The sequence below is a fragment of the Serinicoccus sp. JS2-9 genome, from assembly GCF_059025165.1.
The window spans coordinates 1,298,214-1,317,860 of sequence record NZ_CM180091.1; the positions used below are offsets into that span (position 1 = coordinate 1,298,214).

The 19,647-nt window shown below is 70.9% G+C and carries 22 protein-coding genes; 10 read left to right on the plus strand and 12 right to left on the minus strand.

Features of this window, described 5'->3' with window-relative positions; translation table 11 throughout:
* Nucleotides 1-64: 64 nt before the first annotated feature.
* From AC5PYY_RS06480 to AC5PYY_RS06510, 7 genes are all read right to left on the minus strand, one after another.
* Entirely contained in the window at nucleotides 65-403 is a 339-nt protein-coding gene (locus tag AC5PYY_RS06480; protein WP_493898967.1) for a cation:proton antiporter, read from the minus strand.
* Complete coding sequence (locus AC5PYY_RS06485; RefSeq protein ID WP_493898968.1) at nucleotides 400-660, minus strand: monovalent cation/H+ antiporter complex subunit F; 261 nt, start codon at nucleotides 658-660, stop codon at nucleotides 400-402. Before AC5PYY_RS06485 ends, AC5PYY_RS06480 begins: the two co-directional genes overlap by 4 nt.
* Nucleotides 657-1,034, minus strand: a complete 378-nt coding sequence (locus tag AC5PYY_RS06490) for a Na+/H+ antiporter subunit E (RefSeq protein WP_493898969.1) — start codon at nucleotides 1,032-1,034, stop codon at nucleotides 657-659. The genes AC5PYY_RS06485 and AC5PYY_RS06490 overlap by 4 nt, the downstream gene beginning before the upstream one ends.
* The gene (locus AC5PYY_RS06495) at nucleotides 1,034-2,548 is read right to left on the minus strand and encodes a proton-conducting transporter transmembrane domain-containing protein (protein ID WP_493898970.1); all 1,515 of its coding nucleotides are present in this window, start codon (nucleotides 2,546-2,548) and stop codon (nucleotides 1,034-1,036) included. Before AC5PYY_RS06495 ends, AC5PYY_RS06490 begins: the two co-directional genes overlap by 1 nt.
* The gene (locus tag AC5PYY_RS06500; RefSeq protein WP_493898971.1) at nucleotides 2,545-2,877 is read right to left on the minus strand and encodes a sodium:proton antiporter; all 333 of its coding nucleotides are present in this window, start codon (nucleotides 2,875-2,877) and stop codon (nucleotides 2,545-2,547) included. The genes AC5PYY_RS06495 and AC5PYY_RS06500 overlap by 4 nt, the downstream gene beginning before the upstream one ends.
* The gene (locus AC5PYY_RS06505; RefSeq protein WP_493898972.1) at nucleotides 2,874-5,867 is read right to left on the minus strand and encodes a DUF4040 family protein; all 2,994 of its coding nucleotides are present in this window, start codon (nucleotides 5,865-5,867) and stop codon (nucleotides 2,874-2,876) included. Before AC5PYY_RS06505 ends, AC5PYY_RS06500 begins: the two co-directional genes overlap by 4 nt.
* A gap of 129 nt (nucleotides 5,868-5,996) precedes the next feature.
* Complete coding sequence (locus AC5PYY_RS06510; RefSeq protein ID WP_493898973.1) at nucleotides 5,997-7,100, minus strand: alpha/beta hydrolase; 1,104 nt, start codon at nucleotides 7,098-7,100, stop codon at nucleotides 5,997-5,999.
* 509 nt (nucleotides 7,101-7,609) lie between these two features.
* On the opposite strand from AC5PYY_RS06510, the gene AC5PYY_RS06515 reads away from it, so the two are divergent.
* On the plus strand, nucleotides 7,610-8,800 hold the full coding sequence (locus AC5PYY_RS06515; RefSeq protein WP_493898974.1) for a tyrosine-type recombinase/integrase: 1,191 nt from the start codon (nucleotides 7,610-7,612) through the stop codon (nucleotides 8,798-8,800).
* Nucleotides 8,801-8,849: 49 nt separating this feature from the next.
* On the opposite strand, the gene AC5PYY_RS06520 is transcribed toward AC5PYY_RS06515, so the two are convergent.
* The 4 genes from AC5PYY_RS06520 to AC5PYY_RS06535 form a co-directional block, all read right to left on the minus strand.
* A complete protein-coding gene (locus AC5PYY_RS06520; protein ID WP_493898975.1) occupies nucleotides 8,850-9,467 on the minus strand; it encodes a peroxiredoxin family protein in 618 nt (205 codons plus the stop codon).
* A gap of 9 nt (nucleotides 9,468-9,476) precedes the next feature.
* Complete coding sequence (locus AC5PYY_RS06525; protein WP_493898976.1) at nucleotides 9,477-10,454, minus strand: cytochrome c biogenesis CcdA family protein; 978 nt, start codon at nucleotides 10,452-10,454, stop codon at nucleotides 9,477-9,479.
* A 1-nt stretch (nucleotide 10,455) separates the two neighbouring features.
* Entirely contained in the window at nucleotides 10,456-10,728 is a 273-nt protein-coding gene (locus AC5PYY_RS06530) for a glutaredoxin (RefSeq protein WP_493898977.1), read from the minus strand.
* Between the two features lie 195 nt (nucleotides 10,729-10,923).
* Nucleotides 10,924-12,192: an IS256 family transposase gene (locus tag AC5PYY_RS06535; RefSeq protein ID WP_493898978.1), complete on the minus strand. Its 1,269-nt coding sequence runs from the start codon at nucleotides 12,190-12,192 to the stop codon at nucleotides 10,924-10,926.
* 286 nt (nucleotides 12,193-12,478) lie between these two features.
* Between AC5PYY_RS06535 and AC5PYY_RS06540 the strand changes: the two genes are divergently transcribed.
* Nucleotides 12,479-12,691 carry a hypothetical protein gene (locus AC5PYY_RS06540; RefSeq protein ID WP_493898979.1) on the plus strand — a complete coding sequence of 71 codons (213 nt, stop codon included), beginning with the start codon at nucleotides 12,479-12,481 and terminating at the stop codon, nucleotides 12,689-12,691.
* A gap of 208 nt (nucleotides 12,692-12,899) precedes the next feature.
* Here AC5PYY_RS06540 and AC5PYY_RS06545 read toward each other — a convergent pair whose 3' ends face one another.
* Entirely contained in the window at nucleotides 12,900-13,073 is a 174-nt protein-coding gene (locus AC5PYY_RS06545; protein ID WP_493898980.1) for a hypothetical protein, read from the minus strand.
* Between the two features lie 133 nt (nucleotides 13,074-13,206).
* Here AC5PYY_RS06545 and AC5PYY_RS06550 point away from each other — a divergent pair, with 133 nt between their 5' ends.
* The 8 genes from AC5PYY_RS06550 to AC5PYY_RS06585 all read left to right on the plus strand — a co-directional run bounded on the left by AC5PYY_RS06550 (nucleotide 13,207) and on the right by AC5PYY_RS06585 (nucleotide 19,565).
* Nucleotides 13,207-13,929 carry a response regulator gene (locus tag AC5PYY_RS06550; RefSeq protein WP_493898981.1) on the plus strand — a complete coding sequence of 241 codons (723 nt, stop codon included), beginning with the start codon at nucleotides 13,207-13,209 and terminating at the stop codon, nucleotides 13,927-13,929.
* A gap of 86 nt (nucleotides 13,930-14,015) precedes the next feature.
* Nucleotides 14,016-15,113, plus strand: a complete 1,098-nt coding sequence (locus tag AC5PYY_RS06555; RefSeq protein ID WP_493899333.1) for a sensor histidine kinase — start codon at nucleotides 14,016-14,018, stop codon at nucleotides 15,111-15,113.
* 37 nt (nucleotides 15,114-15,150) lie between these two features.
* Nucleotides 15,151-15,768, plus strand: coding sequence for a DUF305 domain-containing protein (locus tag AC5PYY_RS06560; protein WP_493898982.1), 618 nt, complete (start codon nucleotides 15,151-15,153; stop codon nucleotides 15,766-15,768).
* Between the two features lie 51 nt (nucleotides 15,769-15,819).
* Nucleotides 15,820-16,056 carry an SHOCT domain-containing protein gene (locus AC5PYY_RS06565; protein ID WP_493898983.1) on the plus strand — a complete coding sequence of 79 codons (237 nt, stop codon included), beginning with the start codon at nucleotides 15,820-15,822 and terminating at the stop codon, nucleotides 16,054-16,056.
* Entirely contained in the window at nucleotides 16,053-17,576 is a 1,524-nt protein-coding gene (locus tag AC5PYY_RS06570) for a multicopper oxidase family protein (RefSeq protein ID WP_493898984.1), read from the plus strand. Before AC5PYY_RS06565 ends, AC5PYY_RS06570 begins: the two co-directional genes overlap by 4 nt.
* Nucleotides 17,577-17,637: 61 nt before the next feature.
* A complete protein-coding gene (locus tag AC5PYY_RS06575; protein ID WP_493898985.1) occupies nucleotides 17,638-17,931 on the plus strand; it encodes an SHOCT domain-containing protein in 294 nt (97 codons plus the stop codon).
* A 64-nt stretch (nucleotides 17,932-17,995) separates the two neighbouring features.
* A complete protein-coding gene (locus tag AC5PYY_RS06580) occupies nucleotides 17,996-18,598 on the plus strand; it encodes a DUF305 domain-containing protein (protein ID WP_493898986.1) in 603 nt (200 codons plus the stop codon).
* 91 nt (nucleotides 18,599-18,689) lie between these two features.
* Nucleotides 18,690-19,565, plus strand: coding sequence for a potassium channel family protein (locus tag AC5PYY_RS06585; protein ID WP_493898987.1), 876 nt, complete (start codon nucleotides 18,690-18,692; stop codon nucleotides 19,563-19,565).
* The last annotated feature ends 82 nt before the right edge of the window (nucleotides 19,566-19,647 follow it).

Sequence of the window (19,647 nt, forward strand, 5' to 3'; positions counted from 1 at the left end):
GCAACTATTCACGACGCCCGGTGGGTCGTGGAGCAACCCTTCACGACGCCCGGTCGGTATGACGTCAGGCGAGGTCGTTGGGGTCCGTCGCCGGGTCGAGGGGTGCGCCTGAGCGGTACGCAGCTCGGCCGAGCGCGTTCGAGGCGACCGAGCTCATGATGATGAAGCCACCGACGGCAACGAGGAGCTTGATGAGATCGATGACGTCGAAGCCGTGCGTCGCCACGTGGTGCACGTAGACCGCGGCGATGATGGCGGGAAGGCCGAGCCCGGTCGCCCCCGAGAGCACGTTGATCCGGGAGAGCCCGTCGCGGGTGCGGTGCATGGCGATCGCACTGAGCAGCACGAAGATCGCTCCACCGATGCTGAGCACGCCGATGACGGCGACGAGGACGGGGTTCATCGGCTCCCCCTGGTGAGGATCCGGGCCAGCGACACGGTCGCGAGGATGCCGACCAGGGCCGCCAGCGACGCGACGTCGAGCAGCACCACCGAGCCGGACGCGATCCCGACCGTGAGGAAGATCCCGACCGCGCAGAAGTAGACCAGGTCGCTCACGGCCGCGACGGATGCGTCGTCCCGCGCCGTCACGACCCGCGCCAGCCCGAGCACGGCGGCGAGGAGCAGGATGAGCGCGGTGGTCCAGATGACGAAGCTCATGAGGGCTCCACCTCCATCGCCGAGCTGGCCTTGGGTCGGCCCCGCGTCATCGACAGCAGCCGGTGCTCCATCTCGCGCAGGTCGGCGACCACGCTGTCGGGTTCGTCGCCGTAGAGCGCGTGGACGTAGAGCGTCGGGGGCGAGTCGCCGGTCCGCGGAGCGATCCCGACGGTGATGGTGCCGGGGGTGATGGTGATCGAGGAGGCCATGACGCTGATCTCCAGGTCGGTCTCGCAGTGCAGCGGCAGCGCGACGATGGCCGGCGACACCCGCAGGCCCGGCGTGACGACGTCGACGCCGATGCGCACGGCGCCGCGCACCACCTCGAGGGCGAGCCACGCGCCATACGTCACGGTCCGCACGGGGTTGAGCATCAGCCCATCACCGCCTCGACGTAGGGCGCCAGGTCGATGAGGCCCGTCGCCGCCCGGTGGGTGATCTCCAGGACGGGCCCGGCGAGGACGAAGATGGTCAGCTGGGCCGCGACCAGAACCGCCATCGGCGCCAGCAGCCGCGGCGTGACGCGGACGTCGTCGGTCAGCAGCTGCTTGGGCCCGCGGCCCGTCTTGGGGGAGTCGGGGAGGTAGTCCTCCATGTCCGGCCCCCAGAAGACGCCGACCCACAACTTCTGCATCGCCACGAGCGACCCCAGCGCCCCGACGCAGATGAGGGTGATGAAGACGATCTGCCAGACGCCCCCGGCCTGCGCCGCCGCCTGCACCAGCCAGACCTTGCCGAAGAAACCGGCGCTCGGGGGCAGCCCGACGAGCGACATGAGCGCCAAGGCATACGTGATGGTGAGCCACAGGTCGCGCCGGATGATGCCGGAGAGCCGTTCGTAGCGTCCGGAGCCGTAGGTCTGCTCGATCGCCCCCGCACCCAGGATGAGGGCGCCTATCGTGAGGATGCTCTGCAGCATGTAGAAGATGCCGGCACCTAGCGAGAACTGCGTGAAGAGCACCAGGCCCACCAGCGCGTTGCCGTTGCTGGCGATCAGCTGCCACGACAGCGCCCGCCGCATGACCCGCTCGCCGAAGGTGCTGTAGGCACCCACCACGATCGACAGACCCACGAGGGTGGCGAGGATGAGCGCCCACGGCGGCCGGCCCTCATACAGCGTCGAGGTGATCCGGAAGAGGGCGTAGAGGGCGACCTTGGTATGCAGCGCCGAGAAGAGCCCCATCATCGCCGCCGAGGTCGCGGGGTAGGACCGGGGCAGCCAGGTGTGCATGGGCACCACGGCGGCCTTGATCGCCAGGGCGAGCAGGACCACCCCGGAGCTCAGCATGGTGCGCGGGTCGTTGCCGGCGCCCACGAGCAGCGCCAGGTTGACCGTCTCGGCGGTGGCGTAGACCAGCCCGACCCCGATGAGCAGGATCGTGCTCGTGAGCAGGTTGACCACGACGAACGTCCGCCCGACGCCGAGGCGACGCCAGGTGCCGGTGACGGCGATGAGCGCATAGCTCGGCAGCAGCATGACCTCGACGAAGACGAAGAGGTTGAACAGGTCGCCGGTGAGGAACGCCCCGTTGACGCCGCCCAGCAGCATGAGTACCAGCGGCGTCACGAGGCGGTAACGGTCCTCCCGGGTCACCATCATGAAGACGATGCACATGAGCACGGTGAACGACGTCACCAGGATCATGAGCGCGCTGAAGGTGTCGGAGACGAACGGGATCGCGATCCCCGGGAGGAAGGCGCCGACGTTCTCGGCGAGGACCGGGGTCTCCCGGTGCTGGGCCAGCAGGTCGACCGCGGCCAGCCCGGTCAGGACGGGTATGCCGATCAGCCAGGCGCGCTGCCAGATCTGGTTGCGCCAGAGCACGGTGAGCGCGGCCGCCGCGATGGGGATCGCGGCGAGGAGCGGGAGGAGGGCGGCGGTCATCATCGCTCGTGCGTCTCCCCCGTGGCCGGCATCCGCTTGGTGTCGTCGTTGTGCCCGATGACGGCCATCGCGAGCATGAGCACGGTCACCGCGAGCGCGATGACGATCGCCGTGAGGACGAAGGCCTGCGGCAGCGGGTCGCCCGCGGCCTCGACACCGGTGCGGCTGGGCAGCGGCTCACCGCGCCAGGCGGTGACGCCGGTGGAGAGCAGCAGCAGGTTGGCCGCGTGCGAGAGCAGGGCGAGCCCGAAGACGATGCGCACCATGCCGCGCTGCAGCATGAGATAGATCGCGCCGGCGGTGAGCAGGCCGATGGTGATGGGCAGGATCACGTCGGTCCACCTCCTGGGGGGCGCTCGTCCTGCTGGAGATAGCGCGACTGGCGGCCAGGGATCCGCTGGCGCAGCTCCTTGAGCGACTGCGGTCGCTCGCCGCGGGCGGTGTCCATCGGGCCGCTCATCTCGCCCTCCACCGACTCGTCCGCGCGCTCACGGGTGCCCTCCCGGCCGCCCGTGGCACCGAGCAGGTTGAAGGCCTCCATGACCAGGCCGAGGACGGCGAGGTAGACGCCGAGGTCGAAGGCCATCGGGGAGATGAGCTTGTAGCTGCCGATGTAGGTGTGCAGCGGCTCCAGGAAGGAGACGTGCCCGACGAGGCCGAGCAGGCCGGTGGCGACGGCGATGAGGATGCCGATGCCGACGAGGCGCAGCGGCAGCTTGGGCGGCCCGATCTGCCGGTCGCGCGAGGTCGACAGATAGATGAGCGCCACGATCGAGGAGCCGACGAGCGCGGCGATGAAGCCGCCGCCGGGGGAGTTGTGCCCGCGCAGGAAGAGGATCGCCGAGATGATCGCCAGCAGCGGCGCGGTGACGCGCACCAGCAGCTGCATCGGCACGGCGTTGCCCCACGCCTCGGTGACCGCACGGTATGCCGTCGAGCCGCGCTCGCGCAGCGGCACCTCGGGCAGGGGCACGTAGTTGCGGTCGTCCTCGGGGGCCGGGTCGAGGTAACGGTCGCGCACGGTGGACAGGATCGCCACCATCGCGACCGCTGCCATGCCCAGCACGGTCAGCTCGCCGAAGGTGTCGAGGGCACGGAACTCCACGAGGATGGTGTTGACGACGTTGTCGCCGCCGGTCTCGACCGGACCTTCCTCGAGATACCAGATCGCGATCTCGCTGCGGTCCCGCCGGCCGGTGAGCGCCCAGGCGGCGACGCCCGCCGAGAGGCCCCCGACGCCGGCGAGCAGCAGCGCCGCCTTGTGGCCGAGCCGGGGCCCGCGGCCGAAAGTCTGCGGGAGCCGCTGCAGCACCAGCATGATCATGAGGACGGTCAGCGACTCGACGAGCAGCTGCGTCAAACCCACGTCGGGGGCACCGAGGGCGAAGATCTGCACCGTGACCGCGATGCCGATCGTCGACAGGGCCACCACGGCGGCCAGCCGCGAGTTGGCACGGCACAGCACGCCGACGCCGATCGCGATGACGACGAGCACGACCACGTCGATCGGCTGCCACAGCCCGTCCTGCATCGGGAGCAGGTGGTCGGCACCGGCCAGCCATGCCGCACCGCCCAGGACGAGCGCGGCGAAGGCGACGAACTGCACGGCGACGTGGCGGGTGGGGTTGTCGGCGCGCACGAGGAGCGCGAGCGACATACCTCCCTTGGCGGCGGCCCGGATGATGGCGGCGATGACGGTCGCGCCCTCGACGGGGAACGGGCGCCGCTCGCGGGCGGGGAAGAAGGAGCGGCGGCGCAGGGTGATGAAGACGCCGACGGCGATGATCGCGGCCGAGGTGAACAGCTCCAGGGTGAAGCCGTGCCACAGCGTGAGGTGCGGGTGCGGCTCCTCGGCGTCGGCGGGCAGCATCGCGGCGGTGGCCCGGCCGACGGGGGTGTCGAGGATGCCGACGACGAAGGCCAGCGGCAGCCCGACGACGATGGGCAGCGCGGCGAAGGTGCCGAGGGCCCACGGGGTCGTGTGCAGCGGGCGGTCCTCGGGCCACTTGCTCTGGCCACGGCCGTCGTAGAAGCCGTTGAAGACGATCTTGGCGCAGTAGGAGAAGGTGATGACCGCGGTCAACGCGACGCCGAGGAAGGCGGCCCAGCCGGCCCAGGCGCCCCCCGGAGCCTCGTGCACCGCCGTGAGGATGCTCTCCTTGGAGACGAAGCCCAGCATCGGCGGGACGCCGGCCATCGAGGCGCAGCCGAGGATCGTCACCCAGAAGGCCCAGGGCATGGCGCTGGAGAGCACCGGCAGGCGGCGGACGTCACGGGTGCCGGCGGCGTGGTCGACGACGCCGACCATCATGAACAGGCCCGACTTGAAGAGCGCGTGCGCGATGACGTGCAGGATCGCGGCGGCCAGGGCGTACTCCGTGCCGACGCCGATCGTCGCGACGATGAGGCCCAGCTGGCTCACCGTGGAGTAGGCCATGAGCTTCTTGAGGTCCGTCTTCTGCAGCGCGAACCACCCGCCGAGACCGCAGGTGACCAGGCCCACCGTGATGAGCAGGACGTTCCACACCGGCACGTCGTGGAAGGCCGGCGAGAAGCGCATGAGCAGGAAGATGCCGGCCTTGACGACCGCTGCGGCGTGCAGGTAGGCGCTCACCGGGGTGGCCGCGGCCATCGCGTCCGGCAGCCAGACGTGGAAGGGGAACTGCGCCGACTTGGTGAAGGCGGCCAGGATGACCAGGAGGGCCACGCCGGCGGTGAACCCGGGGTTGGTGTCCCAGACCTCGTGGGCGAGTGCCTCGGAGAGCACCGTGGTGCCGGTGCGCACGATGATCGCCGTGACGGCGGCGAGCAGCCCGAGCCCGCCGAGGAACGTGATGAGCAGGGTCCGCATCGAGGCGGCCTCTCCGGCATACCCGGAGCGGGCGATGAGGAAGAAGCTGGCCAGCGAGGTCAGCTCCCAGCACAGGAAGAGCAGGATGAGGTCGTCGGCCAGCACCAGCCCCACCATGGAGACGGTGAACATCGCCATGTAGAAGTAGAAGGTCAGGTTGCGGCCCGGCTTGAGGTAGGCCGTGGAGTAGGCGAGGACGACGGCGCCGATGACCAGCGCGATGAAGGTGAAGACCGTGCCGAGGCCGTCGGCGCGCAGCGAGAGCTCCAGGCCCAGTGTCGGCACCCACGGGATCGACCACGAGGTTGTGCCCTCCTGCATGACCTCGCTCGCGGCCGGCCAGTAGGCACCGGCCGCCGCGAGGTAGAGCGCCGCGAGGGGCCAGCCGGCGTGCCGACCGAGCAGCTTGGTGAGCGGGACCGTGGCGACGACGGTCAGTCCGGAGATGACCAGCGTCCACAGCAGGCTCATGCGGTCCCCGCCCAGGGCACGCCCCGGCCACCCGGGCAGGAGCAGGTGCGGCGGGTCATGCGGAGCAGGCTATCAAGGTAACGGACGTGGTCAGGGCAGGATGCCGCAGCGTCAAGGTATGACCTGACCTCAGGCATCGTGAGCCGCCGGGGTCCGTGTCGCGCCCGCCGGTGTCGCCAGGTGGGCGCGGGCCCAGCGCTCGAGCGCGGCGTAGGCCTGCGCCTTCGGGGTGGGCAGCGAGAGGAAGACGTCGTGGAGCGCGTGCTGGAGCCGAGCGAGGGTGACGTAGGGACCGATGCGGGTGGCGGCATACGCGATCTCCTCCACGGCGAGGACCGAGTCGGCGTGCGTCATGTCGGCGGTCCAGGTGAAGGGGGAGGAGGACGTCGCTGACAGGAGCACCAGTACGGGGCAGTCGACCGACACCTCTCCGCGGGCGATCCGACGGTGACCGGCCAGGATGGCGGCGCCCCAGGCGACCCGGGGTGGGAAGCCGCGCTCGGGCCGCCAGGCGTCGGGAAGGTGCGGTGGGGGCTGCGAGCCGATGATCTGCTGGGCCTGGGTGTAGTAGCCGAGGTCCAGGGTGAGCCCCGTGCGACGCGGATCAGTGCGGGCGCGCACCTCGACGAGGGGCGATACGGCGCGGCGGCCGAATCGTCCGACCTGCAGCTCGAGCCACGGGCTGTTGAGCACGAGGGCGCTGGCGCGTCCCGGGTGGCGGGACGCCCAGAGGGTGAGGGTGAGGCCTCCGGTGGAGTGGCCGAGGAGGACGAGCCGGCGGGGGTGCGAGGGGGTGGTGGTAGGGCTGGTGGTGGAGTCGGTGTGGCCGGTGGTGGGGGTGGCCGCGCCGGCGGCGATCGCGGCGAGCGCCGCCTCGATGTCCGCGTCGTAGTCGTCGAGGGACTCGATGTAGCCGGGCGCCTGGTCGGGGCGCAGGCTGCGGCCGTAGCGGCGCAGGTCGAGGGCGTAGAACCGGGCGCCCAGGGCGTTCCAGAACTCCGCGAGCTCGGTCTGGAAGAAGTAGTCGCTCCAGCCGTGGACGTAGAGGACGTCCACGTCGGTGAGCGAGGCGGCCTTCGGGTCGGGCCCGGCGTCGGGGTGGTGCTGGGCCGCAGGCGCGGGGAGGCGTCGGACCAGCGTTGCGACGAGCGGGCCGTGCAGGCCCTCCTCGCTGAGCGGCAGCGTCAACTGCTCGAACGGCTCGCCCAGGACGTCCGGCACCCACTCGGCCATCAACCCACCCTAGGTGGCGAGCGCTCGCGCGGGTCGGTCCTGGTGACGCGCCCGTTCCGAGCGGCCCAGGCGTGCACGTGAACGCTGTGGCCGATCTCGACCGGCGCGTCGGCGGCACGGGCGTGGCGGCCACCCAAGAGAAGCGGCCCTGACCTACGTCGTCGCAGGTCAGGGCCGGTTCCGTGATGGTCGGGGTGACAGGATCTGAAAAGATCACTCCGCCACGGTCACCGACTGCCTGACCTGCGTCGTAAGTGCCTGACCTGCGATGGAAGGTCAGTAGCGCGTGAAAGGTTCGGGCACAAGAGGACACGAGATGACACTAGTTATGCCCCAGTTATGCCCAAGGTCGCGCTCGCCTAGTTGCGCCCGGTACCCGCGCCGGATGGGCGACACGCTCCGGGCCGGGCGTGAGCGGGCGCCGTCATGGTGGACACGAGTGGACACGAGATGACTCCTGTTATGCCCAAGCGTGGCCGGTTCCACGACCCAGCGCCGGGGGAGGGGCCATGACGCGCACCAAGCGTGACTTCGGGACGATCCGGCGCCGGTCGGGCGGGCGGTACCAGGCGTTCTACATGGGCCCGGACCAGGACTTCCACCGGGCCCCCTCCACGTTCCAGACGCGGGCCGACGCTGAGGCGTGGCTGGCGCACGAGCGGCGCCTGATCCAGGAGGACACCTGGTCCCCGACCCGGTCCCGGCGGGCGAAGGTGGCCCGCACCGCCGAGGCGTTCGGCCCCTACGCCGCCGCGTGGTTGTCCCAGCGCGACGTCAAGCCCCGCACCCGCGCCCTCTACCAACGGCTGCTGGAACGGTTCCTGCTGCCCGAGTTCGAGCAGGTGGCGTTGCGGGACATCACCCCGGCCGTGGTGCGGGGCTGGCACGCCGGCCTGGACCCGCACCGCCCCACCCAGCGCGCCCACGCCTACGCCCTGCTCCGCTCGATCCTGGCCACCGCCGTGGCCGATGAGATCCTGGCCGCGAACCCCTGCCGGGTCCGCGGCGCCGGGACCACCACACGCGCCCGCCGGGTCGAACCAGCCACCCTGGACCAGCTGCAGGTCCTCGTGACACACATGCCCGACCGGTACCAGGCCCTGGTCCTGCTCGGTGCCTGGTGCGGGCTGCGGTTCGGGGAGATGGCCGAGCTGGGCCGCGCCGACCTGGACCTGAGAACCGGGGTGGTCCACGTGCGCCGCGGCGTGGTCCGCATCACCGGGCAGGTCTCCGTCGGTACCCCCAAGTCGGCCGCCGGCGTGCGGGACGTGGCCATCCCACCCCACCTGCTGCCCACCCTGGCCGGCCACCTGGCCGCCCACGTCGGACCCGCGCCCGAGGCGCTGGTCTTCCCCTCGGTCACCGACCCCCAGGTTCAGGTCCACCCCAACACCCTCTACCGGCACTGGCACAAGGCACGCCAGGCCGCCGGCCGGCCACACCTGCGCATCCACGACCTACGCCACACCGGCGCCGTCCTGGCCGCCCGCACCGGCGCCACCCTCGCCGAACTCATGGCCCGCATCGGCCACTCCACCCCCCAAGCCGCCCTCCGATACCAACACGCCGCCCTCGGCCGCGACGCCCACATGGCCAACCAACTCCGCCAACTCGCCCAGAACGAATTGGGGCCCGCCGGACTGATCGATGGCGCATGGCCCGTGTGGTGGTGCGCCAGCATCCGTTCGACGCTCGCCTGAGCCAAGGGCTCGATCATCGGGAAGCCCGAGATGCGGCCTATCGGGGGGGTCAGGCGGGCAGGTGCTCCTGGACCTGCACGAGCAGGTCGGTCGGTGACAACCACATGGAGGGATACTCCCCGTACCAGCGCTGCTGGCCGTCGCGATCGATGAGGACGAAGCTGTGACCGGGCAGGCCCGCGTGCATGCCCTTGCCCAGGGTGCCGTAGGCGTCGGACACGGTGCCGTCGTCGAGGAGGAACGGCGTGCGCACCCCGTTGAGCCGCATGTCGCGGGTGATCTGGTCGCGGGTGTTCATGACGATGGGTAGGACGGTGAGGTCCAGGCCTGCGAACAGGTCCTCGTCCCTCTCGATCTCGGCCATCTGCACCAGGCAGGACTGGCAACCGGCACCTTCGTCGAAGTAGAGGAGGACGTTGCTCCCGCGGAACTGCTCCAGGCTGACCACCTGGCCGTCGGTGTCGGTCAGGGTGAAGGCGGGCGCCGGGCGGGCCTGGGCCTCGGAGGCTGGGCGTGAGGTCAGCAGCATGGCCGAGACCACGGCGACCGCGGCCAGGAGCGCGACGCCGACGACGGTCAACCGGCGGCGTCGCCGGCGCTTCTCCGCCTCTCGTTCCTGCGCCTCGATCCTGGCGAGACGGGACTCGCGGGCTGCTCTGCTGGACACGTCTTCTCCTCAGCGGTGCTCTGCGTCGTCGGGGACGGCGCCGGTGCGCAGCGCCGGCGCGTGGTGGCAGGTGTCGGCGGGGTCGTCGGCCCCGGAGACGCCCTCTTTCTGACGGGGCTCGTCCTGCGGGCGCCTACGCTCACGCAGGGTCGCGACGACGAAGACGGCCGCCAGCACCATGACACCCAGGCCCAGCAAGGGCTCCGGCAGCGGGGAGACCCACTGCTCGAAGCGGTCGAACAGGCCGGCGAGGCCCTGGCCGATCTCGACCTGGAACTGCGGGCCGCTGGTCATCGTCCCGGTGCCCGCGAGGTAGATCACGAAGACGCCCATCGCGGTGAAGGCGGCCGCCACCACGATGTTGATCGAGTTGGTGAACAGGACCCGGCCGCCGAGCTGCAGCCGGACGGGGCGTGCCTGTAGGAAGCGTCGCTCCCCCAGGCGGAAGCGGTCCCAGAACAGGGCCATGACGAACAGGGGGAAGACCATCCCGAAGGTGTAGGCCAGACCGAGGGCGAAACCTCCGACGGCGGATCCGGAGAGAGCCGAGAGGGTCATGACCCCGGCCAGGACGGGGGCGCAGCAGCTGCTGGCGATGCCGGAGAACACGCCGAGGCTGAAGAAGCTGAGCCCGTCGCCACTCCGGGTGTCGGGGGCGCGCAGCGATGCGGGGAGGGTGAGCATGCGCCCGGACAGGCTGACTGCGGCGAGTGCCAGCATGAGCGCGCCGCCGGCGTAGTACAGCGGGGTGTGGTAGTTCGCGACCGCGGAGGCGACCAGGCCGATGCCCAGGGTGATCGGCACCATGACCAGGCCCAGACCGGCCGCGAACAGGAAGGTGAGGGGGAGCAGCCGCCACCGCCGGTTCTTGACGGCCGCGGCGAGGTAGCTGGGGGCCAGGAACACGATGCAGCAGGGGGCGAAGAGGGCCACCCCTCCGGCGAGGAACGCGGCCAGCACCGAGCCGGTGGTGAGCAGCTCGCCCATCTCAGCTCTCCAGCAGGGTGATCAGCCGGCGGCGGGACACCCCGCCCTGGCTGAAGAAGGCCCCGTCGACGAGCACCAGCGGGGTGAGCCCGGCCCGGTGCTCCTGCATGAGGTCCTGCCCCTGCGGGGTGCGCGCGTCGAAAGACCTGACCTCGATGAGATACCCGTCTTCCTCGAGCCCGGTCAGCACGCGGTGCGTCTCGTCGCACGAGTGGCATCCAGGGCTGTCCACGACCTCGATCTGCACGGGTCGGGATGTACTGGTGGTCGTCACGCGTGTTCCTCTCTGCGGCCTCAGGCTGGACACGGACCAGCCTCACGCGCCGGGGCAGCGGATCTGCGGCGGTCCCATGGAGAATTGATGTTCGGTCGACGGGTGCCTCCAACCAACCTCCACAAGCTCCCGGTTCCCCGGCCCTGCCGGTCAAGTCCGGTGGAGTGGTGTACGAGGTGATCCCTCGTTGAGGGGTTAGGCGGTCAGGGCGGGGACGAGGGTGGTGCTTACCTCCTGGGTGGGTTTGGCCGGCGCGGTCGTGGTGGTGAGGGCGGTCCGGCAGCGGGCCAGGGCGTCGAGGCCGATGTAGCGGCGTTGCTCGGCCCAGGCGTCGTGCTGCTCTGCCAGGACGGCGCCGACGAGGCGGATGATGGACTCGCGGTTGGAAAAGATCCCGACGACGTCGGTGCGGCGGCGGATCTCCCGGTTGAGCCGTTCCTGAGGATCGTTCGACCAGATCTGGCGCCACACCTCCTTGGGGAAGACGGTGAACGCCAGGATGTCCGCGCGCGCCTCCTCCAGGTGGCCCGCGACCGTCGGCAGCTTCTCGGTGAGGGCCTCGAGGACGCGGTCGAACTGGGCGTGCACCGAGGCGGCGTCGGGCTGGTCGTACACGCTGTGCAGCAGCGCCTTCACCCACGGCCAGGAGCTCTTGGGGGTGGCGGACATGAGGTTGGCGGCGTAGTGGGTGCGGCACCGCTGCCACGCGTTCCCGGGCAGGGTCGCACCGATGGCCTCGACCAGGCCGGCGTGGGCGTCGGAGGTGACCAGCCCGACCGGGCCGGCCGCGGTCAGCCCACGGGCAACGAGGTCGCGGAAGAAGCCGAGCCAGGACGCGGTGCTCTCGCCGGTGGCGACCTGGATGCCCAGGATCTCCCGGTATCCCTCGGCGTTGACGCCAGTCGCCACCAGTGCGCTCACCTTGACCACGCGCCCGCCCTCGCGGACCTTCAGCACCAGGGCGTCGGCGGCGACGAACGTGTACGGGCCATCGTCCAGGGGGCGGGTGCGGAAGGACTCCACGTGCTCGTCCAGCTCGGCCGCCATGGTCGAGACCTGTGACTTGGACAGGCCGGTGATGCCCAGGGCGGTGACCAGCTTGTCCATCCGCCGGGTGGAGACGCCGAGCAGGTAGCAGGTCGCCACGACCGTGGTCAGCGCGGCCTCGGCACGGCGGCGTCGCTCCAGGAGCCAGTCGGGGAAGAACGAGCCCTCGCGCAACTTGGGGACCGTGACGTCCAGGGTGCCGACGCGGGTGTCCAGGTCCCGGTGCCGGTACCCGTTGCGCCGGTTCGTCCGCTCAGTGGTGCGGGTGCCGTAGTCGGCGCCGCACACGCTGTCGGCCTGCGCCGAGAGCAGACTGTTGATGAAGGACTGCAGCAGCTCGCGCATCAGGTCCGGACTGGCCTGGGCCAGCTGCTCGTGCAGGAACTGCTCGGGATCGATAATGGGGCCAGCGGCCATCGTGGTGCTCCGTCTCGAGTCGGTTGTGAGAGATCACTCGAAGGATCACACCGGTGGCCGCGCCTACCTCAGCAGGACACGCTCACCCGGGTGCTCGTACACCACTCTGGTGGACTCCACTGCCCTGCCCGCCGACGGACCGGGCGCGGCGGGGAAGGACTCCTCGCCCCGATCACGAAGGTTTGATGGAGAAACCCGTCCTCGGCCCACCAGCCCCCACCGCGGGGTGCCACGATCGGACTGGCGGCAGCGGACCGGCTGTCACCCACTCGTGAAAAGGACACTCATGCACAAGCTCGTCAAGGTCTTCGCTGTCGTCGCCCTGGCAGGTCCTGGGCTGCTCATCGCCGGGTCCGCCCAGGCGGACGACGACACCGCCGCGTTCGGTCAGCACGTGCAGATGCACGCCCAGATGATGGGTTTCGACGGACCGCACAATCCGGGTATGCACCAGGGCAAAGCAGGCTGGGACCACAGCCACGCGCACCCGATGCCCTGACCCTGCTGCCCCGCACCGCCCTCAGCGGGCCGGTGCGGGCGGTGCGGGAGTCGGTCGTCGTCGATCCTTATGGACTGGTCTACCGGCGCTGCGAGCAGTTCAACGCGACAGAAGCGTCACGAGTCGAACGGGTTCCGCTGCCGTCGTCCGAACGGGCGTCCTCTGCGCCCCTCGTCCTCGGTGAGGACGCCGGCGGATCACGGGAGCATCACTGAGGGGGACCGGCGGTCCGGCGTCGGCGCGTGCCCAGGTCCGTGCCCCTCCGTGAGGAGCGTCCGCGGGGCAGGAGAGCCCGGACGGTGATGAGGACCGTGGCCCAGAGGGCGACGGTGAGCATGATCGTGACCAGCAGCGTGGTCAGGCCGATACCGCTCCAGATCATCGCTTCTCCTCCAGGTCAGGGGTCCACCTCGCAGCGAGTCTCGTCCCGCCTGCTGTGTCTGTTGCGTGCGATGCCTGTAGGTTCGATGAAGGTTCTGACGGGGCCACGTCCCCGGGTGCGCGATGATGCGGGCATGTCGGCGACGAACTCCCCTGCCCATCAAGCCCGTGTCCTGATCGTCGAGGACGAGCGCGCACTGGCGGGCGTGGTCTCGAGCTACCTGTCCCGGGCCGGATACGGCACCTCGGTGGCCCACACCGGCCCCGAGGCCGTCGAGGCCGCGCGCGCCCAGGATCCCGACGTGGTCGTCCTGGACCTGGGGCTGCCGGGGATGGACGGGGTGGAGGTGCTGCGCCGGATCCGGACCTTCTCGGACTGCTACGTGGTGGTGGTGACCGCCCGGGCCGACGAGGTCGACACCCTGATCGGGTTGTCGGTGGGCGCGGACGACTACGTGACCAAACCGTTCAGCGTGCGCGAGCTGGTGGCCCGAGTGCAGACCGTGCTGCGCCGGCCCCGGGCAGGCCGCTCCCGCGGGGACCACCCGGTGGAGCCGGTGCGGGTCTTCGGTGACCTGCAGGTCGACCAGGCGGGTCTGCAGGTGCGCCTGGCGGGGCGACCGGTGGACCTGACGCCGACCGAGCGTGACCTGCTCCTGACCCTGTCCTCCCGCCCGCGGACCGCCTTCTCCCGACGCCAGCTGATCGAAGAGGTCTGGGGTGGCGGCTGGGTGGGTGACGAACACCTCGTGGACAGCCACATCGCCCACCTGCGCAGGAAGCTGGGTGACGCCCCTGAGGAGGGTCGCTACGTGGCTACCGTCCGGGGGGTCGGCTACCGGATGGGACCGGGATGAGCGCGGACCTGCCCCCTCGACGAACGCGGCTGGCCCCTCGAGAAGAGACGTGGGTCCTCCGGAGGGCCGGACTGTCGACCCGTCTGCTGGTGGGACAGGCCGTCGTGCTCGTGGCTGGTGCCCTGACCGTAGGACTGGTCGCCGCCGTCGTCGGACCGCCGATCTTCCACGAGCACCTGCTCCGGGCCGGACTGCCGGAGGGGGCGTCGGAGATGGTGCACGTGGAGCTGGCCTACCGCGACGCCTCGCTGCTCGCGGTGGGCCTGGGGCTGCTGATCTCTCTGCTGGCGGCGGGCGGGGTCACCTGGTTCCTGACCCGGCTGCTGCGCCGGCCCCTGGCCGACCTGACGGACGCTGCCCAGGAGCTGGAGCGGGGCCACTACGACGCCCGGGTGCCCGACGTCGGTTCGGGCACCGAGCTGAACACGCTGGCCGAGGCGTTCAACGTGATGGCCGCCCGCCTGGAAGGGGTCGAGGACACCCGGCGGCGGCTGCTGTCCGACCTGGCCCACGAGCTGCGCACCCCGATCGCCACGCTGACGGCATACCACGAGGGGCTCGCGGACGGCGTGGTGCCGCCGGGCCCGGAGGCCCGGGCCGTGCTGGCCGAGCAGACCGACCGGCTGGCCCGGCTGGCCCAGGACATCGACGAGGTGTCCAGGGCCGAGGAGGGACGCCTCGTCCTGGACCGACGCCCGGTCCCGGTGCCCGACCTGCTGCGCCTGGCCGCCGAGACGATGCGGGAGGCGTACGCCCGCAAGCAGGTGGACCTGCTCGTCGATGTCGACCAGGCCGCAGGCCCGCACCTGGTGGTCGACGTGGACCCGGTACGGCTGGGCCAGGTGCTGACCAACGTGCTCGGCAACGCCCTGCGGCACACGGCTCCTGGCGGCCTGGTCACGATGCGGGCCGACCGCGACGGCGCGGTGGCGGTGGTCGACATCGTCGACGACGGTGAGGGGATCTCCGCCCACCAGCTGCCGCACGTCTTCGAGCGGTTCTTCCGTGGCGACAGCGCGCGCGACCGGGACAGGTCCGGCTCGGGCATCGGGCTGACCATCAGTCGGGCGATCGTGGACGCCCACGGGGGCACGTTGTCCGCCGCCAGCGACGGGCCGGGGACGGGGGCGACCCTCCGCCTGGCCCTGCCCCTGGGATCTCCATCGAATCTCCATCGAACCTGAGGTTCCTCGGCAGGTGAGCGGTGCAGGCTGGACCCTCGTGACCTCCTCAGCACCGCGACCAGTCCTGACCGCCACCCTCGCACTGAACCTGGTGCTCGGTGCCTGCAGCACGCAGACCGGGACCGACGACGACCCGCCGACCACGACGGCGGCGACGGCGGCGCGGACCTCGCACAACGCGATGGACACCCAGTTCGCCCAGCAGATGATCGTGCACCACGAGGGCGCCGTCGAGATGGCCCAGCTGGCCCAGGAACGCGCCGCCACCCCGCAGGTGCAGGACCTGGCCGGGCAGATCGAGGCGGCTCAGGGCCCCGAGATCGAGCTCATGCACACCTGGCTGCAGGCCTGGGGTGAGCCACCCGCGCCCGAGGACGACATGGCCGACATGGCCCACGGGGACATGGGCACGACGATGCAGATGGAGGGGATGACCCAGGAGGAGGCCATGGCCGAGCTGGAGTCGCACTCCGGGCAGGAGTTCGACCGCCGGTTCCTGGAGCTGATGATCGAGCACCACCGTGGGGCCATCCTGATGGCCGAGGGGGCTCTGGCCGAGGGGCAGGACCCGCAGGCTCAGGAGCTGGCGGAGCAGGTGGTGGCCGACCAGGAGGCCGAGATCGACGTGATGGAACAGATGCTGGAGGACCTGTGACAGGACCTGACCTGCGTGGTGGAGCACCTCCACGACGGGGAGCCTGACCCGGTGACCTTGATCTGGCTCATGCTGCTGGTCGTGGGTCTTGTGCTGTTGGGATACACGGTGGTGCGGGCGCTGGTCGGTGGCCTGGCAGACGGTTTCGGCGGCGCGGACCTGCGGGCTCCTTCCAGCAGGCCGCGGGCGCGGGAGGTCCTGGACGAGCGGTATGCGGCCGGGGAGTTGAGCACGCAGGAGTACGAGGAGCGTCGGGCCGTGCTGGTCCGGAGAGAGGACGGGTCGTGAGGCCGATCAAGCGGCGGACGGCGCTGGCCCTGGGTGGTCTGGGCGTGGTGAGCACGGTCGTGGGCGGGACCGGCCTGTGGCGCGAGCTGACGACCCCGGGGACGCCGGGGGATCCCGGGGGCGAGCTGGTGGAGCCGGAGGTGCTGGCCAGCAGCGACGGACGGCTGGACGTGCAGCTTCAGGCCAGGTTCGGCACGCACGAGGTCGCTGGACGCTCGGCCACCACGATGGGCTACAACGGGGGCGTGCCGGGCCCGACGCTGCGGCTGCGGCCCGGTGACCTGCTGCGGATCGAGCTGGACAACCAGCTGGACCATACGACCAACCTGCACGTGCACGGGCTGCACGTCACCCCGGAGGGCGACGGCGACAACGTCTTCCTGGAGATCGGGCCCGGGGAGAGCCACCAGTACGAGTACCAGCTGCCCGAGGACCATCCGACAGGCGTCTACTGGTACCACCCCCACCACCACGGCAGCGTGGCCGACCAGCTGTTCGCCGGGCTCTACGGGGCCATCGTCGTCGAGGAGCACGACCCTCCGGCCGTCGACCGGGAGCGGGTGCTGGTCGTCTCCGACATCACCCTGGCCGAGGACGGATCCGTCGTGGGTCCCTCGATGCCGGAACGGATGATGGGCCGGGAGGGCGAGCTGGTCCTCCTCGACGGCCAGGTCGAGCCCCGGCTGAGCGGCCGGGCGGGCGAGCGGGAGCGGTGGCGGGTCGTCAACGCCTGCTCCTCCCGCTTCCTGTCGCTGCGGCTGGCGGGCGAGGGCGCCGAGGGGCAGGTCGTGGGCCGGGACGTGGGGCGCCTGGCGACCCCGGTGGCGCTGGAGGAGGTCGTGCTGGCCCCTGGCAACCGGATGGACCTGCTGGTGGACCTGGCCGAGGGCGAGGCCGAGCTGGTCGCCGTGCCCGTGGACCGCGGCCAGATGATGGGCGGGATGATGGGCGGCGCGGTCGGCCCCGAGGACGCCGAGCGGCTCCTGGCCCACCTCGAGGTCGGCCGGGACGGCGGGCCGGCGGCCGGCGGGTCCGGCGAGGGCGGTGCCAGCGGGCTCCCCGGTGGTCCGGACGGTCCGCTCGCCGACCTGCGCGACGTCGACGTCGACCGGCGCCGGGAGCTGACCATGGAGATGTCGATGGGCGGGATGATGGGCGGCGACGGCGGGCCTGGTCGGGGGCCCGGCGGGGGACCGATGGACTTCACCATCGACGGCCGGTCCTTCGACCCCGACCGCACCGACCAGCAGGTGCGGCTGGACACGGTCGAGGAGTGGACCATCGCCAACGTGGGCCCGCTGGACCACCCCTTCCACCTGCACGTGTGGCCCATGCAGGTCATGGACGTCGAGGGCCGACGACCCGACGAGCCGCTGTGGCTGGACGTGGTCAACGTCCCCGCCGGCGGCACCGTCACCGTGCGGATCAGGTTCGCCGACTTCGGCGGGCGGACCGTCTACCACTGCCACATCCTCGACCACGAGGACCTGGGCATGATGGGCACGATCCAGGCCCGGTGACCCCGCCCGGCAAGACCTGACACACCGACCGACCGACAACACCACGACCGGAGGAGACGGAATGTACGGCAACGGATGGGGGATGGGCATGGGCATGGGGTGGATGTGGCTCGTGTGGCTGCTGGTCATCATTGCCACCGTGGCCGTCGTGGCGCTGCTGGTCCGCTCCAGCGGCGACCGGGCCCTCACGCGCGGACCGGTCGACCAGCCGCCCCCGCACGCGGCCGACGAGGCCAGCGCCTCCGGCGGCCGGTCCGCGGCCCGCCGGATCCTCGACGAGCGCTACGCCCGCGGCGAGATCGACGAGCAGGACTACCAGACCCGCCGCCGCCGTCTCGAGGAGCCGGACGGCTGAGACCGACCTACCTTTTCCCCCGCACCCCCCTGAGCGCATCCCCTGACCGATCAGGAAGGAACCGATGATGTCCACCCCCCACGAGCAGCACGCCCAGCACGAGTCCTCCGGGCAGTCGGAGCAGGACCACCAGCAGCACAGGAGGCACGAGCGGAAGATGTACCTGATCTTCGCCGCGATGATCACCACCTCGACGGTGACGATGTTCCTGCTGACCTACACCAACGCCTGGACCTGGGCGCACATGACCTTCAGCGAGGAACGGGTCTACATGGCCCTGCTCATGGGCTCGGCGATGGCCATCATCATGCTCGCGTTCATGTGGGGGATGATGTACAAGAACGTCACGGTCAACCTGGCGATCATCGCCGGCGCCCTCGTCCTGGGCCTGACCGCGCTGTGGCTGTCCCGCTCGCAGACCTTCGTGGAGGACCAGGCGTACATGAATGGGATGATCCCGCACCACTCGATCGCCATCCTCACCAGCGAGCGCGCCGACATCGACGACGTCCGCGTGCGCGAGCTGGCCGACGAGATCATCGAGGCCCAGCGCAAGGAGATCGCCGAGATGAAGTGGCTCGTGGAGGACATCGAGCAGAACGGCGCGGTGACCACCACCGAGGAGGCCGAGCAGCGCCCGGTACCGGAGTTCGAGGCCAACCCGTGAGGTTCAGCTCCCGCGGGACAGGGGATGTGCCCTTCCTCCGCCCCTGCCGACGACAGACCGGGGGGCCTACCACCGGGGGAGGCGCGTGGTGATGGAGGTGGTGGCGACCGTCGCCGGGATCGTGGTGATCGTGATCGGTCTCCACGACATGTTCCACACCCTGCTGCACCCGACCGGGCAGGGGCGTCTGAGCCGCTTGGTGCTGGTCGGGGCGTGGCGGATCTCCAGGGCGACCGGGCACCGCCTGGGCTCGACCGTGGGGCCCCTGGCGATGGTCGTGGTCATCCTGCTGTGGGTGCTGCTGCAGCTGCTCGGGTGGGCACTGATCTATCTGCCGCACGTCCCCGAGGGGTTCACGTACTCCTCCGGGGTGGATCCCTCGGACTACCCGGACGTCCTGGAGGCCGTGTACCTGTCGGCGGTCACGCTGTCCACCCTGGGCTACGGGGACATGGTGGCGACCGACCTGTGGATCCGGACGGCTTCACCCCTGCAGGCCCTCACCGGGTTCGCGCTGCTCACCGCCGCCCTGACGTGGTTCACGCAGATCTACCCGCCCCTGTCCCGTCGTCGCTCCCTCGCCCTGGAGTTCAAGGGCCTGGCCGACAGCGACTGGGCGCAGAGCGTGGAGGACGAGGACGCCGCGGTGCTGACCCGGGTGCTCGACACCCTCGCAGCCGAGGTGCTCAAGGTGCGCATCGACTTCGCCCAGCACAGTGAGGGCTTCTACTTCCAGGAGAGCGAGCCCGACCTCGCGCTGGCACGCCAACTGCCCTACGCGCTCCAGCTGCGCGACGTGGCCCTGGCCTCGTCGCAGACGGTGGTGCGACGCAGCGGGTGTCAGCTGTCACTGGCGATCGAGCAGCTCAGCTCGGAGCTCGACGAGAACTTCCTGCACACCGGCGGCGACCCCGAGGAGGTGCTGGCCGCCTACGCGGCGGACCACGGCCAGGAACCGCGGGCCTGAGAACGAGCAGCCCCGTGGGGTGCCCGGGCAGCACCCGGCAGGGCCGAGGTCCCGGGCACCGGCTCGTCGGTTCGTGGGTGGT

Excerpts from the sequence above, each read along its gene's own strand:
- AC5PYY_RS06480 (WP_493898967.1), bottom strand. The coding sequence starts at position 403 with ATGAACCCCGTCCTCGTCGCCGTCATCGGCGTGCTCAGCATCGGTGGA.
- AC5PYY_RS06485 (WP_493898968.1), bottom strand. The coding sequence starts at position 660 with ATGAGCTTCGTCATCTGGACCACCGCGCTCATCCTGCTCCTCGCCGCC.
- AC5PYY_RS06490 (WP_493898969.1), bottom strand. The coding sequence starts at position 1,034 with ATGCTCAACCCCGTGCGGACCGTGACGTATGGCGCGTGGCTCGCCCTC.
- AC5PYY_RS06495 (WP_493898970.1), bottom strand. The coding sequence starts at position 2,548 with ATGATGACCGCCGCCCTCCTCCCGCTCCTCGCCGCGATCCCCATCGCG.
- AC5PYY_RS06505 (WP_493898972.1), bottom strand. The coding sequence starts at position 5,867 with ATGAGCCTGCTGTGGACGCTGGTCATCTCCGGACTGACCGTCGTCGCC.
- AC5PYY_RS06510 (WP_493898973.1), bottom strand. The coding sequence starts at position 7,100 with ATGGCCGAGTGGGTGCCGGACGTCCTGGGCGAGCCGTTCGAGCAGTTG.
- AC5PYY_RS06515 (WP_493898974.1), top strand. The coding sequence starts at position 7,610 with ATGACGCGCACCAAGCGTGACTTCGGGACGATCCGGCGCCGGTCGGGC.
- AC5PYY_RS06525 (WP_493898976.1), bottom strand. The coding sequence starts at position 10,454 with ATGGGCGAGCTGCTCACCACCGGCTCGGTGCTGGCCGCGTTCCTCGCC.
- AC5PYY_RS06535 (WP_493898978.1), bottom strand. The coding sequence starts at position 12,192 with ATGGCCGCTGGCCCCATTATCGATCCCGAGCAGTTCCTGCACGAGCAG.
- AC5PYY_RS06540 (WP_493898979.1), top strand. The coding sequence starts at position 12,479 with ATGCACAAGCTCGTCAAGGTCTTCGCTGTCGTCGCCCTGGCAGGTCCT.
- AC5PYY_RS06545 (WP_493898980.1), bottom strand. The coding sequence starts at position 13,073 with ATGATCTGGAGCGGTATCGGCCTGACCACGCTGCTGGTCACGATCATG.
- AC5PYY_RS06550 (WP_493898981.1), top strand. The coding sequence starts at position 13,207 with ATGTCGGCGACGAACTCCCCTGCCCATCAAGCCCGTGTCCTGATCGTC.
- AC5PYY_RS06575 (WP_493898985.1), top strand. The coding sequence starts at position 17,638 with ATGTACGGCAACGGATGGGGGATGGGCATGGGCATGGGGTGGATGTGG.
- AC5PYY_RS06580 (WP_493898986.1), top strand. The coding sequence starts at position 17,996 with ATGATGTCCACCCCCCACGAGCAGCACGCCCAGCACGAGTCCTCCGGG.
- AC5PYY_RS06585 (WP_493898987.1), top strand. The coding sequence starts at position 18,690 with ATGGAGGTGGTGGCGACCGTCGCCGGGATCGTGGTGATCGTGATCGGT.